We start from the raw sequence: 12,375 nt of genomic DNA on the forward strand, positions 1-12,375 counted from the left end.
TGCGGCCGGTTCTCGCATAGAAGCGCTGCTCTTCCTGTTTAAGCGTCAGCTTCAGGAACGGGCTTTTTCATCGGAGAGTGAACGATGGGTTACAAAGTCGCAGTCGTCGGCGCGACCGGCAATGTCGGACGGGAAATGCTCAACATCCTGGATGAGCGCAAATTCCCCGCGGACGAGGTCGTGGCCCTGGCGTCACGCCGCAGCGTCGGCGTCGAGGTGTCCTATGGCGACCGCACCCTGAAGGTCAAAGCGCTCGAGCATTACGACTTCTCCGATGTCGACATCTGCCTGATGTCGGCCGGCGGCTCGGTGTCGAAGGAGTGGTCGCCGAAGATCGGCGCCGCCGGCGCCGTCGTGATCGACAATTCCTCCGCCTGGCGCATGGACCCGGACGTGCCGCTGATCGTGCCGGAGGTGAACGCGGCCGCGACCGAAGGCTTCAAGAAGAAGAACATCATCGCCAACCCGAACTGCTCGACCGCGCAGCTCGTCGTCGCGCTCAAGCCGCTGCACGACAAGGCGACGATCAAGCGCGTCGTGGTCTCGACCTATCAATCGGTGTCGGGCGCCGGCAAGGACGCGATGGACGAGTTGTTCTCGCAGACCAAGGCGGTCTACACCAACAGCGAGATCGTCAATAAGAAGTTTCCCGCGCGCATCGCCTTCAACATCATCCCCCAGATCGACGTCTTCATGGAGGACGGCTACACCAAGGAAGAGTGGAAGATGATGGCGGAGACCAAGAAGATCCTTGATTCCAAGATCAAGCTCACCGCCACCTGCGTGCGCGTGCCTGTCTTCGTCGGCCACTCCGAAGCCGTCAACATCGAGTTCGAAAATCCGATCAGCGCGGACGAAGCGCGCGACATCCTGCGCAAGGCGCCCGGCTGTCTCGTCATCGACAAGCAGGAGCCGGGCGGCTACGCCACGCCCTATGAAGCGGCCGGTGAGGACGCCACTTACATCAGCCGCATCCGCGAGGACGCGACGGTGGAGAACGGTCTCGTGCTGTGGTGCGTGTCCGACAACCTTCGCAAGGGCGCAGCGCTCAACGCGATCCAGATCGCGGAAGTGCTGATCAACCGCAAGCTGATCAGCGCGAAGAAGAAAGCGGCGTAACTCCGCTACTGTAGGGTGGGCAAAGGCGCGAAGCGCCGTGCCCACGATCTTTCTCTATTGAAACAGGTGGTGGGCACGCTTCGCTTTGCCCACCCTACGAGAGCTGTGGCCTACACCACGCCCCGCGCGTTCTTGAATTCCTTCGCAGCCTTGTCCAGCACGAACAGCGACCCCTCCGCAACGCCGAAATAGGCGCCGTGGGTCTGCATCTGGCCGCTCTCCACGGCCTTCTGCACGAACGGGAACGTCATCAGGTTTTCCAGGCTGCGGAACACCGCGGCCTTCTCGATGCGCTCGACGAACTGCGCCATGCTCTCATGGTCGCGCTGCTCGACCACTTCGCCGGGCTTGATGAACATCTGCATCCATTTGCCGATGAAGTCGCCCGGCGTCAGCGGCTCGATCTTGTCGACGAAGGCGCGGATGCCGCCGCACTGGGCGTGGCCGAGCACGACGATGTGCTTCACCTTCAGCACCGTCACCGCATATTCGAGCGCAGCAGAGACGCCGTGCGCGTTGCCGTCGGGCTGATACACCGGCACGAGATTGGCGATGTTGCGCACGACGAACAATTCGCCCGGCCCGACGTCGAAGATCACCTCGGGCGAGACGCGGCTGTCGCAGCAGCCGATCACCATCACTTCCGGGAACTGTCCTTTCACCGACAGCTCGCGATAGCGGCTCTGCTCGGTCGGCAGCCGCTGGGTGGCGAAGGCCTGATAGCCTTCCAGCAAATGCTTCGGGAATGTCATCATGGCTATGCCTAATCATATACCGATAGCGCGAACAAGCCTTTCGAATAGGCAGGCCAGGTGCTATCGGCTCCGGTAACTGATACGCCCAGGAAACCCGGAAGGAACGCTCGCATGACCCGCCCGCGCCGCAGCCATCTGTTCATGCCCGGCTCCAACCCCCGCGCGCTGGAAAAGGCACGCAACCTCGCCGCCGACGGCCTGATCCTCGATCTGGAAGACTCCGTCGCGCCCGAGTCCAAGGCGACGGCACGTGACGGCATTGCCGCCGCGATCGCGGCCAAGGGATTTGGCAAACGCGAGATCCTGATCCGGACCAACGGCCTCGATACGCCCTGGTGGGCCGACGACGTCGCCATGGCGGCGAAGGCGTCGCCCGATGGCATCCTGGTTCCAAAAGTTTCAAGTGTGGAAGATCTCGATACGATCGGCTTCCGTCTCATCGAGCTTGGCGCAGCGCCGACGGTGAAGGTCTGGGCCATGATCGAGACCTCGCGCGCCGTGCTGCACGCGGAGGAACTGGCCGAGGCCGGACGCGATCCGTCGCGGCGTCTCTCCGGCTTCGTGTTCGGTCCCAACGACATCTCGCGCGAGACGCGGATCCGCATGCTGCCGGGCCGCGCCGCGATGATCCCGATGATCACCCACTGTATCCTGGCGACGCGTGCCCATGGCCTCGAGATTCTCGATGGGCCCTACAGCGATATCGCGAACCCCGATGGCTTCGCCACCGAATGCGCGCAAGGCCGCGATCTCGGCTTCGACGGCAAGACGCTGATCCACCCCTCGCAGATCGATGCTTGCAACGCGATCTTCACGCCGCCAGAAGAAGAGGTCGCGCGCGCGCGAAAAATCATCGCGGCGTTCGAGCTGCCGGAAAACGCCTCGCGCGGCGCGATCCGCCTCGACGGCGCCATGGTGGAACGCCTGCATGCCGATATGGCCCGGCGCACGATCGCCATCGCGGACGCGATCGCGGCGATGAGCAAGGGTTGAACGCAACCCGAGCCGCCGGGCCATTCAAGACGAACGCTGCTCGTCGCCGTGTGGCTACTCGCCGCTGCGCACGGGTTCCTTATTGTCGTCGTCTCGCATTCTTCAGCGTCTCGGATGGCAGCTCGCCGATCGCCTGACGATATTCCGATGCGAAGCGCCCGAGATTTCGGAAGCCGCATTTGAACGCCACGGCCAGCACGCTGGTCTGTCCATCGGGCCGTCGCAGCAGCTCAGCGGCGTGTTGAAGCCGAACGCGCCGCGCGAACTGGCCCGGTGATCCCCGCCCGGAATCCGAGAACTCACGGAACACCGTCCGTACGCTCACATTGGCGACCTCGGCGATCTCCTGGAAATCGAGAGGTTCGTCCCAATGGGCCTCGATGTAGGATTCCACGATGTCGACCACGGTGCGATTGGCGCTCGGCGCGGAGCTCTGCAGGCGATCGGAGAAATTGTGCCGATGCGCCAGAAGAATCCGGAACATCAGCGCCCGCTCGAGTTCGGCGATGGCGATCGGCGAGTAATCCTGCCCGAACCTCTCCAGCTCCTCGGCAAACCTGAAGACGTCGTGGCGCACCTGCGTCATCGCCACCGGGTCGGCTTCGCGCGAGACGAAACGCAAGTTCGTGCCGCTGGCGTCGCCGAGCAGGCTCTTTAGCAAGCCCTCGAGTGCATGGGCGTCTATTCTCAGCACCAATTGGCGATAGCCCGGCGCAAAGTCGAGATCCAGCCTGGCGTCTCCCGAGATGACGGGAGTCCAGGCATCGATCGGTCGGCTATTGCCGCCGGTCGTGAATCCCGCAGTCCCCTGGATGGAGAAGAACTGGCGGAGGATTTGCGACTCAGGAAACGACAGCGATGCCGCGCCATCATAGGCGCAGAACGCCAGGCCGATCGAATTCAGTCGGGCGAGATTGGCCTGGATCGCAAAATCGCTGTCGTGTTTCTCAAACCGGTCGGCGCCATAGGCCGTAAACAGCCGCTCGCGCGCGAACTCACTGTCCCGCGACTGCAGCAACGGATAACGATCGAGGTACGAGACGGCGGCCAAATCAAAATCCTCAAGCGCTCAAGCTACTAAATCGGAATCCGTACGCTACCAATTGGAAATTGCAGGAAGAGTCCCTCCGCGACTATCGGCTGCCAGCGACAACTTGTTTGCCACTGCGGCAAGTTGTCCGGACGGCCGTGTGCGAACAGGCGAACTGCGCATTCTCTGCCTCGCGGTCGGCGTTTTGCCGAATACCGATAGCGAATTCAGCATGCCCTTCGCAACTCGGGACCAATAGGGCCGCCGAAGTCGTCGTGTGTCGCTGTCAGGTTAATGGTCCTGGCAAAATGCGGCCATTGTGTCTGCGATCGGACAAATACTCTGATAATTCGATTCAGATATCACTTCATTCGCACGGACGGCCCGCCGAGTGAACTCGAACCGCGCGCGGTCTGCAGCAAGACAATGATTGTCAAAGGTCGGTCGCCCCCGCGCTTCGGCCTGAACATCAACTTTCGGAGCGAGAGAATGTTTGGTCGCAAGTCCCTGGGCGATGCCCAGGCCCAGATTGATGCCGTCGGTCGCTCGCAGGCCATGATCGAATTCAGCATGGACGGCACGATCCTCAAGGCCAATAAGAACTTCCTGGACGCGCTCGGCTACGGTCTCGACCAGATTCAAGGCAAGCACCACTCCATGTTCGTGGCGGCCGATCTGCGCGACGGCGCCGATTATCAGGCGTTCTGGGCGGCGCTGCGCCGCGGTGAGTCTCAGGCGGGTGAGTTCAAGCGCATCGCGGCCGGCGGCCGCGAGATCTGGATCGAAGCCTCCTACAATCCGGTTCTCGGCAACGATGGCAAGCCGGTCAAGGTCGTCAAGATCGCGACCGAGATCACGGCAAAGAAGCTGCGCAGCATGGCCGATGCATCCAAGCTCGTCGCGATCAACCGGGCTCAGGCCGTGATCGAGTTCAGGCTCGATGGCACGGTCATCGCGGCCAACGAGAATTTCTGCAAGACGCTCGGCTATTCGCTGGCGGAGATCCAGGGCAAGCACCACCGCCTGTTCATGCCGCAGGCAGACCTTGACGGTGCAGCCTATCGTGAGTTCTGGGAAAAGCTCAACCGGGGTGAATACCAGGCCGGCGAGTTCAAGCGCATCGCCAAGGGCGGTCGCGAGGTGTGGATTCTGGCGAGCTACAACCCCGTGATGGACGACAACGGTCGGCCGATCGGCGTGGTCAAGTTCGCAACCGACGTCACGGCGGCGAAGCTGAAGAACGCCGATCTCGCCGGCCAGATCGCCGCAATCGACAAGGCACAGGCGGTGATCGAGTTCAACATGGACGGCACGATCGTCACGGCCAACGCCAACTTCCTCGGCGCTGTCGGCTACGCGCTCGACGAGATCAAGGGCCGGCATCACAGCATTTTCGTCGAGGCCAATGAGCGCGACGATGCGTCCTATCGTGAATTCTGGGCGGCGCTCAATCGCGGCGAGTACCAGGCCGCCGAATACAAGCGCATCGGCAAGGGCGGAAAGGAGATCTACATCCAGGCCTCCTACAATCCGATCCTCGACCTCAACGGCAAGCCGTTCAAGGTCGTGAAATACGCCACCGACACCACCGCGCAGGTGCTGGTTCGCATGGGCAACGAACGTGTCCGCGCCATGATGGAATCGGTTGCCGCCGGCTCTGAGGAGCTCAACGCCTCGGTGCGGGAGATTTCCGAGGCCATGACCAAATCACGTGAAACCGCGGTCGGCGCCGTGGAGCAGGTCTCCTCTGCCGATGCCCAGGCCCAGCGCCTGACCGACGCCGCGCAGTCGATGAGCGGCATCGTCGAGATGATCAACAACATCACCGGTCAGATCAATCTGCTCGCGCTCAACGCGACGATCGAATCGGCCCGTGCCGGCGAAGCCGGCCGCGGCTTTGCCGTGGTCGCCTCCGAGGTGAAGGGCCTTGCCAACCAGGCCAAGCAAGCCACCGACAAGATCGCTCAGGAGATCGGCAGTCTCAACCAGATCTCCGGCGACGTCGTCGGCGCCCTCGTTACGATCAAGCAGGCGATCAACAACGTCAGCGAGTACGTGACATCGACCGCCGCGGCGATCGAGGAGCAGAGCACGGTGACGAACGAGATGTCGACCAGCATGCAGCGCGCCGCGGCGGAAGCCGCCGCGATGACCAATCGGGCCTGATCAGGCGGACCCTGTGGCCGCGTTCTGCCACGCGGGGAAGATGGGTGTCCCCGGTCGCTAACCCGCCGGGCCGCTCAGCGCGGCGCGACGTCGGCGCGATCGAGCGACTCCAGGGTTGCGGCATTGGCGCAATAGCCGTGGTAGTTCTCCGCGGCGGTGCCGTCGGCGAGATCGCGGTCGCATTGTCCCTTGTGATTGCACAGCGAGCAGACCCGCTCCATGTCGCGGAGCAGCAGCGGCTGCGCACGGCCGAGGCCTTCGGCGCTGATCCCGAGCTGCTGCAGCATCATCGGCAGCTCGTCGGCGGAATGCTTGCCGTGACGAACCAGCTCCTCCAGGTCATCGGGCGCGATCCGTAGGTCGCTCGCGATCCGGTCGAAATCGGCGCGATCGAGCTGCCGCATCTCGTTCATCTCACGGCGATGCTTCAGCCAGCTCGCAAAGGAATCGATGAGGTCCTGAACGATGGGATAAGGCCTGCTTGCGGTGCTCATGGAAAGCTCCTTCGGACGGCGGAATTGGAGCCAATTAAGCACAATGTTGCAGAGGCGCGTTGCGCTGGATCAAACTTGAAGGTGCCTCGGAAATAGAGCGCGTGTCCCGGACGCGGTGCGGCGCCATAGGCGCGACTGCACGCGTCTTCGACGCGCTATGGTGCCGCTCCGCTGGGCCCCGGCTCAGCAGCGCATCACCAGGGGGTACTGCGCTGCGTCCGGGGTACGAGAGTTCAGCTAAACCGCTCCGTCGCCCAGGCATACAGGCTGCCTGGAATCGGCTTTTCGCCGCCGCGTCCCTTGGGGGAGATGTGCAGGCCGATAATGTCAGGATTGGTGACGAGGCCGAGATAGCTCGAGGGATCGAAGAACAGCTTTGGCTCGGCATGCACGGCGTAGAATGATTGCTTCGGCAGCGCGCATCCCAGCTCGCCGGTGCGGCGCGCCAGTGCGGTGAGCGCCGCGGGGCCGAAGATCGCGACGCGGATATCCGCGAGGCGGTTCGAGCCGCCGCGCAGGCGCCGCATCATGAAGGTGATGCGATGGCGCACCGACAGCCAGTTCGGCGTCAGATCTTCCTGCTCCATCAGCTCTTCGAAGGCGGCGACGATGCCGTGCGCGGGCGGCAGGTAGATCACGGAATTGCCGAGCTGGCGCGGTCGCTCCCAGGCGAAATAGGGCTTTGCCGGGTCGATCTCGACAGGCCTCAGCAGCAGCACGTCGGCGTCGAGCCAGAGGCCGAGGCCCTTCGCCATCAGCTTCATGCGGAAGAAGTCGCTGAACTGCAGCGTTGTCCAGTCGCGCCAGCTTCCGTCGGGCTGCGGCGGCCGCAGCCGTTCGGAGAACGCGTGCGGCAGGATCGCTTCCGCCTCCGCGTTCTGGATGCCGGCAGGCAGACCGGGAATGGGGTCGAAGCTGTAGACCGTGACCTTGTGGCCGGCAGCCAACTGCGAGCGCAGACAGGTCTGGCGCAGTGCGTCCATCGGGCCGTGCCAGAAGGTGACGATCTCGGGCAGCATTCGCGAGCTATAGGGATAAGAAGGACAAAGAAAAAGCCCCGGCGCGGACAGCACCGGGGCTCGAAGCTGAGAGCGATCTCAGGCCCAGGCGCGCTCGCGCTTGAGCTTGTCCTCGTAGCTGTCGATCGAGGACTTCTTTTCCATGGTGAGACCGATGTCGTCGAGGCCGTTGATCAGGCAGTGCTTGCGGAACGGGTCGATCTCGAACTTGACCTTGCCGCCGTCGGGGCCGCGGATCTCCTGGTTCGGCAGGTCGATCGTCAGCGTCGCGTTGGCGCCGCGCTCGGCGTCGTCGAACAGCTTGTCGAGGTCTTCCTGAGAGACGCGGATCGGCAGAATGCCGTTCTTGAAGCAGTTGTTGTAGAAGATGTCGCCGAACGAGGTCGAGATCACGCAGCGGATGCCGAAGTCGAGCAGCGCCCAGGGCGCGTGCTCGCGGCTCGAGCCGCAGCCGAAATTGTCGCCGGCCACCAGCACCTTCGCGCCGCGATAGGCGGGCTGGTTGAGCACGAAGTCCGGGTTCTCGCTGCCGTCGTCCTTGTAGCGCTGCTCGGAGAAGAGCCCCTTGCCAAGGCCGGTGCGCTTGATGGTCTTGAGGTACTGCTTCGGAATGATCATGTCGGTGTCGACATTGATGATCTTCAGCGGCGCCGCGACGCCTTCCAGCGTGGTGAACTTGTCCATCTCAGGCTTCCCGGTTTGTCGTCAGGGGAGGGCTGTTTAGCCCGGTTGGTGCGCGAATCCTAGGCCGGATTCGGCAATATTGACCTGTCAGAGGGGCGGAGCCATGGCGTCGGGGACGAAGCCCGTCGGCAGGCCGTCGATGCTCTTCATGTTCTTCAGGCCCCAGTATTTTCGCAGATTATCGAGGCCCTGCCTGGTCCAGTAGCGGACGAGGCTGCCACGCTCCTGTTTGTAGTCGAACAGCGGCACACCCATGCCGCACGACGTCTGCACGAGGTCGACGGAGAGGCGCACGATCTGGCGGGCGCCGGCGATGTCCTCGAACCCCGGGGCGAGATCGGCATATTCCGGGGTGCCGCGCATCAGTGACCGAGCCTGGCCATAGAGCCGCAGGATCATCGGGGCACCTTCGAAGGCGCAAAACATGATGGTCAACCGCTTGTCGTCGGAGGCGGTCAGATGCGCGCGGGTCTCGCTGCCGCTGCCGGTGCAATCGAGGTAGGCGACATCATTATCGCCGAGCACCTGGAATGAGGACAGGCCCTTGGGCGACACGTTGATGCGCCCCTTCGGCGGGGCGCTCGCGACGAAGAAGATCTTCTGCCGCGCGATGAAAGCCCTGTGCTCGGGTTCGATCCCGGTGAATTGCTTGCCCATGTCCGTGCGTCCTTGCGCAGCGACGAAGTCGGGCAAAGAGCTAGCACGGCCTTGATACCAGTTTAAGTACCTAGGTTATGATGGTATAAAAACCACCATGAAAGCTCAGGACCCGATCGCACCGGCTCTGTCGCTCAGCGCGTTCCTGCGGGCGCTCCGGGAGCGCCAGTCTCCAGCAGAATTCGGCCTCGCCGCCGGCCCGCGACGGCGTACGCCGGGCCTGCGGCGCGAGGAGGTCGCTCAGCTCTGCGGATTGAGCGTCACCTGGTACACGTGGATCGAGCAGGGGCGCGATGTGTCCGTCTCTGCTTCGGCGCTTGCGCGCCTCGCCAGCGGACTGCGGCTGTCACGGGCCGAGCGCAGCTATCTGTTCGAGATTGCCGGCAAACGCGATCCCGAGCGTCCCGGCGCCAGCGATGACCCGCCTGAAGAGATCCTGGCCTGCGTCGATGCGATCGATGGGCCCGCCTACATCCTCGATCGCACATGGCGCGCGCGTCGCTGGAATGCGAAAGCGTCGCTTCTGTTCGCGGGATGGCTCGATGCGGACGGCGAGAAAAATCTGCTGCGCTACATCTTCCTCAGGCCCGAGGCGCGAACCCTGATCCTGGACTGGACCTCGCGCGCACGTCGCGTCGTCGCGGAGTTCCGCGCCGCAGTGACGGCCTACTCCGACGATCCCGAGATTCGCCGGCTGGTCGAGGAGCTGAGACTCCAAAGCCCGGACTTCGAACGGTGCTGGGACACGCAGGGGGTTTTGGCGCGCGAGGGAGGCGAGCGCGCGTTCGATCATCCGGCCATGGGGCTATTGCACTATCAGCAGGTGTCGCTGTCCCTCGCGGGGTGGTCCGACTATCGGCTGACAATGCTTCTCCCCGCGACGCGCTGATGGACGCCGAGTCCTACTCGGCCTGCGCCTCGATCGCCGCCATATCGTCGTCCGAGAGGCCGAAATGGTGGCCGATCTCGTGGATCAGGACGTGGCGGACGATGTGGCCGAGGCTCTCGTCGTGCTCGGCCCAGTAATCCAGGATCGGGCGCCGGTAGAGCCAGACCATGTTGGGCAGCCGCGCCACATCGCCAAGGCTCTGCTGGGGCAGGCCGACGCCCTGGAACAGGCCGAGCAGGTCGAACTCGCTCTCGCATTCCATCTCGTCCAGGACCTCCTCGGTGGGGAAGTCGTCGACGCGGATGATCACGCCCTCGCACAGCCCGCGAAATTCCGCCGGCAGGCCTTCGAATATCTCGTGTGCCGTCGCCTCCATCTCGGCGAGCGAGGGCGCTTTCAATTCCGTCCACATGCGATTTGTCTTAGCGCGGGTTCCTTGGCGATGCATCCGGCTTTATAAGCGCGGCGAGGTTGACGGGCGCCGCCAAAACGGGGAGCGTGGGCCGCGACTGGGACGTTTCAGGTGGGCGAAAAAATGCGAGCAAGAACAGCGCTGACGCTACTGTGCATGGGGTTGTTTTCGCAGTTTTGCGTCGGCGCGGAGGCCCAGACGGCGGCCCCCGGTATCAGGCTGGCGCAGGCGGCCGCGCCGGATGACATCCCGCCGCCCCGCAAGCGTCCGCCAGCGCGCCTGCGCGTCACGCCCTATGACGCACCCGATGGCGTCTATCCGCGCTACAATCCGGGTCCCAATGCGGTCCGCGAATGCAACGCGACCTATGTGCAGGAATATCGGCCAAGCGGCACCGTGATCGTGCCGCGTGTGAGCTGCTATTGGCGCCCCGGCTAATGGCGAGATGGATTGCATGCGCCGTTGCCGTCGCGCTGGTCGCGGGCCTGCCTTGCGCATCCGCCGCACCAGGGGTGACGGTTCCGGAGGCTTCGGCGGGGATCGCAATCTTCGATGCGCGACGACCCGCGCGAGCCTATGTGGTGCGACCTGCGGTGCGCCGCGACCCGCGCTACTACGCGCGGCCCGTCCATTACCGTCCCTATCCTTACCGAGTGCCCGCACCCTTCGTGTTCGGCTACGGCCCGTTCTGGTGACGCCCTAGCCGGTGGGGGTGAATCCCTTCACCAGCAGCACGGTCGCCTGCGCACCGGCCTTGCGGTCGCGCGAAATCTCCTCGTAGTCGGGTGACGTCGAGAAGGCGAGGAAAGCGGCCTCGTCCGGAAACGACATCATCACCAGCTTGTCGTGCGGCCATGCGCCTTCGAGCACACGCGGACGCTCGTCGGCGGCGAGCAGCCGTCCATTGTACTTCCGGAACACGTCGAAGAACCGCGCCTGGTAACGGTCATAGGCGGCGCGGTCCGTCATCTTCAGCTGCGCGATTGCGTAGACGGTCATCGTTCAGAACTCCTCTCGTCGCGGCAACGCGCCGCATCGCAATTGCCAGCCTCGTTCATTCATGGCGCGTTCACATCGCTGTCCGCAATTTAATCCAGGGAGCGACTGCCATTGAACAGGGATGACGCGCGGCCGGCAACGAGCATCGCAACTCCGCTGTCCAGATTCAGGGAGAATTCCATGCTGAGGAGTTTGGGTTTCAGGAAAGGCCCGATGCGCCTGCTCGGGATTGCGGCGGCCGCGACGCTGATGCTGACGGCGGGGACCGCGCGGCGTGCCGAAGCGCTGACCTTGATCAATCCGGCGACGTCACCCGCAGCCAAGGCTGCGACTGAGGCGGCGAGCGATGACCTCGTCACGCAGGTTCGTCACGGTGGCGGCGGACATGGCGGTGGCGGACATTTCCACGGCGGTGGTGGCTTCCGCGGTGGCGGAGGACATGTCGGCGGCTTCCGCGGCGGTGGTTTCCATGGCGCTCATGTCGGCGGTTTCCGCGCCGCGCCGGCCTTCCATGGCGGCGGCTATCGCTATGGCGGCGTTCACCGCTATGGCGGATTTCATCGCTACGGGATCTATCGGCCTCACTACGGCCATCGCCACTTCCACCGGCGCTATTATTACGGCGGCTACTATCCCGCCTATCACTATCCGCGTCGCTGCCGGATCATCTGGACCTATTACGGCCCGCGCCGCGTCTGCCGCTGGCATCGCTGGCACCATCCGTATCGCTACTATTGGTGAGGTGAACAATTCGAGCAGCGTCATGGCCGGGCTCGTCCCGCCTGCGGGGCCGAAGCCCCTTCGGCGCGGCGAAGGCCCGGCCATCAACGTTCTGGGATTGGCACAGCAAGATCGTGGATGCCCGGGACAAGCCCGGGCATGACGGAGAATGTGGCTACAGCCAATCCTTCAGCTTCCACGACGAAGCTTTCCACCGCATCAGATTGTCCAGCTTCCACTGCTTGAACATCGCGGGCGGCCAGCGGCTGAGCTTCGAGGTCTCCTCGACCTCGGGCTTGGCGACGATGCGCAAGGGTGTCGCGCGCCGGCGGTGCTGGCGCGTGGCCTCGCCGATCAGGTCGACATATTCAGGCTTGTTGGCCATGGCGCGCGTCCTCGCGAAAACCTCGCGAGGACGAGAGTGTCAGGCGATCGTTT

The 12,375-nt window shown here is 63.8% G+C and carries 16 protein-coding genes; 7 read left to right on the forward strand and 9 right to left on the reverse strand.

All coding sequences use genetic code 11. From position 1 onward, the window contains the following. Positions 1-84 precede the first annotated feature (84 nt). Positions 85-1,119 (forward strand): aspartate-semialdehyde dehydrogenase, encoded by a 1,035-nt coding sequence (locus CO669_RS15250; RefSeq protein ID WP_097660612.1) that lies wholly within the window; start codon positions 85-87, stop codon positions 1,117-1,119. A gap of 110 nt (positions 1,120-1,229) precedes the next feature. Here CO669_RS15250 and CO669_RS15255 read toward each other — a convergent pair whose 3' ends face one another. Then, positions 1,230-1,874: a carbonic anhydrase gene (locus CO669_RS15255; RefSeq protein ID WP_097660613.1), complete on the reverse strand. Its 645-nt coding sequence runs from the start codon at positions 1,872-1,874 to the stop codon at positions 1,230-1,232. A 111-nt stretch (positions 1,875-1,985) separates the two neighbouring features. Between CO669_RS15255 and CO669_RS15260 the strand changes: the two genes are divergently transcribed. Beyond that, positions 1,986-2,867, forward strand: a complete 882-nt coding sequence (locus CO669_RS15260; RefSeq protein ID WP_097660614.1) for an HpcH/HpaI aldolase/citrate lyase family protein — start codon at positions 1,986-1,988, stop codon at positions 2,865-2,867. Between the two features lie 79 nt (positions 2,868-2,946). On the opposite strand, the gene CO669_RS15265 is transcribed toward CO669_RS15260, so the two are convergent. Further along, positions 2,947-3,918: a helix-turn-helix transcriptional regulator gene (locus CO669_RS15265; protein ID WP_097660615.1), complete on the reverse strand. Its 972-nt coding sequence runs from the start codon at positions 3,916-3,918 to the stop codon at positions 2,947-2,949. A 468-nt stretch (positions 3,919-4,386) separates the two neighbouring features. Here CO669_RS15265 and CO669_RS15270 point away from each other — a divergent pair, with 468 nt between their 5' ends. Then, positions 4,387-6,063 carry a methyl-accepting chemotaxis protein gene (locus tag CO669_RS15270; protein ID WP_097660727.1) on the forward strand — a complete coding sequence of 559 codons (1,677 nt, stop codon included), beginning with the start codon at positions 4,387-4,389 and terminating at the stop codon, positions 6,061-6,063. 74 nt (positions 6,064-6,137) lie between these two features. On the opposite strand, the gene CO669_RS15275 is transcribed toward CO669_RS15270, so the two are convergent. From CO669_RS15275 to CO669_RS15290, 4 genes are all read right to left on the reverse strand, one after another. Beyond that, entirely contained in the window at positions 6,138-6,557 is a 420-nt protein-coding gene (locus tag CO669_RS15275) for a hypothetical protein (RefSeq protein WP_097660616.1), read from the reverse strand. 233 nt (positions 6,558-6,790) lie between these two features. After that, positions 6,791-7,576 carry a glycosyltransferase family 32 protein gene (locus tag CO669_RS15280; protein WP_097660617.1) on the reverse strand — a complete coding sequence of 262 codons (786 nt, stop codon included), beginning with the start codon at positions 7,574-7,576 and terminating at the stop codon, positions 6,791-6,793. A gap of 78 nt (positions 7,577-7,654) precedes the next feature. Next, complete coding sequence (gene leuD / locus CO669_RS15285) at positions 7,655-8,260, reverse strand: 3-isopropylmalate dehydratase small subunit (protein ID WP_097660618.1); 606 nt, start codon at positions 8,258-8,260, stop codon at positions 7,655-7,657. 87 nt (positions 8,261-8,347) lie between these two features. Next, positions 8,348-8,917, reverse strand: a complete 570-nt coding sequence (locus tag CO669_RS15290) for a pyridoxamine 5'-phosphate oxidase family protein (RefSeq protein ID WP_097660619.1) — start codon at positions 8,915-8,917, stop codon at positions 8,348-8,350. A gap of 97 nt (positions 8,918-9,014) precedes the next feature. Here CO669_RS15290 and CO669_RS15295 point away from each other — a divergent pair, with 97 nt between their 5' ends. Then, a complete protein-coding gene (locus CO669_RS15295; protein ID WP_097660620.1) occupies positions 9,015-9,806 on the forward strand; it encodes a helix-turn-helix transcriptional regulator in 792 nt (263 codons plus the stop codon). 13 nt (positions 9,807-9,819) lie between these two features. Here the strand turns inward: CO669_RS15295 and CO669_RS15300 are convergent, their stop codons facing one another. Continuing rightward, entirely contained in the window at positions 9,820-10,218 is a 399-nt protein-coding gene (locus CO669_RS15300) for a metallopeptidase family protein (RefSeq protein ID WP_097660621.1), read from the reverse strand. Positions 10,219-10,374: 156 nt separating this feature from the next. Between CO669_RS15300 and CO669_RS15305 the strand changes: the two genes are divergently transcribed. Then, the gene (locus CO669_RS15305; protein WP_198964029.1) at positions 10,375-10,656 is read left to right on the forward strand and encodes a hypothetical protein; all 282 of its coding nucleotides are present in this window, start codon (positions 10,375-10,377) and stop codon (positions 10,654-10,656) included. Next, positions 10,656-10,913 carry a hypothetical protein gene (locus tag CO669_RS15310; protein WP_097660623.1) on the forward strand — a complete coding sequence of 86 codons (258 nt, stop codon included), beginning with the start codon at positions 10,656-10,658 and terminating at the stop codon, positions 10,911-10,913. The genes CO669_RS15305 and CO669_RS15310 overlap by 1 nt, the downstream gene beginning before the upstream one ends. Positions 10,914-10,917: 4 nt before the next feature. Here the strand turns inward: CO669_RS15310 and CO669_RS15315 are convergent, their stop codons facing one another. Beyond that, positions 10,918-11,217, reverse strand: coding sequence for a DUF1330 domain-containing protein (locus CO669_RS15315; protein ID WP_097660624.1), 300 nt, complete (start codon positions 11,215-11,217; stop codon positions 10,918-10,920). 180 nt (positions 11,218-11,397) lie between these two features. On the opposite strand from CO669_RS15315, the gene CO669_RS15320 reads away from it, so the two are divergent. Further along, positions 11,398-11,958: a hypothetical protein gene (locus CO669_RS15320; RefSeq protein WP_097660625.1), complete on the forward strand. Its 561-nt coding sequence runs from the start codon at positions 11,398-11,400 to the stop codon at positions 11,956-11,958. Between the two features lie 154 nt (positions 11,959-12,112). Here the strand turns inward: CO669_RS15320 and CO669_RS15325 are convergent, their stop codons facing one another. Next, positions 12,113-12,322, reverse strand: coding sequence for a hypothetical protein (locus CO669_RS15325; protein WP_097660626.1), 210 nt, complete (start codon positions 12,320-12,322; stop codon positions 12,113-12,115). Positions 12,323-12,375: the final 53 nt, after the last annotated feature.

The sequence above is a fragment of the Bradyrhizobium sp. Y36 genome (assembly GCF_002531575.1).
Taxonomy (GTDB): domain Bacteria; phylum Pseudomonadota; class Alphaproteobacteria; order Rhizobiales; family Xanthobacteraceae; genus Bradyrhizobium.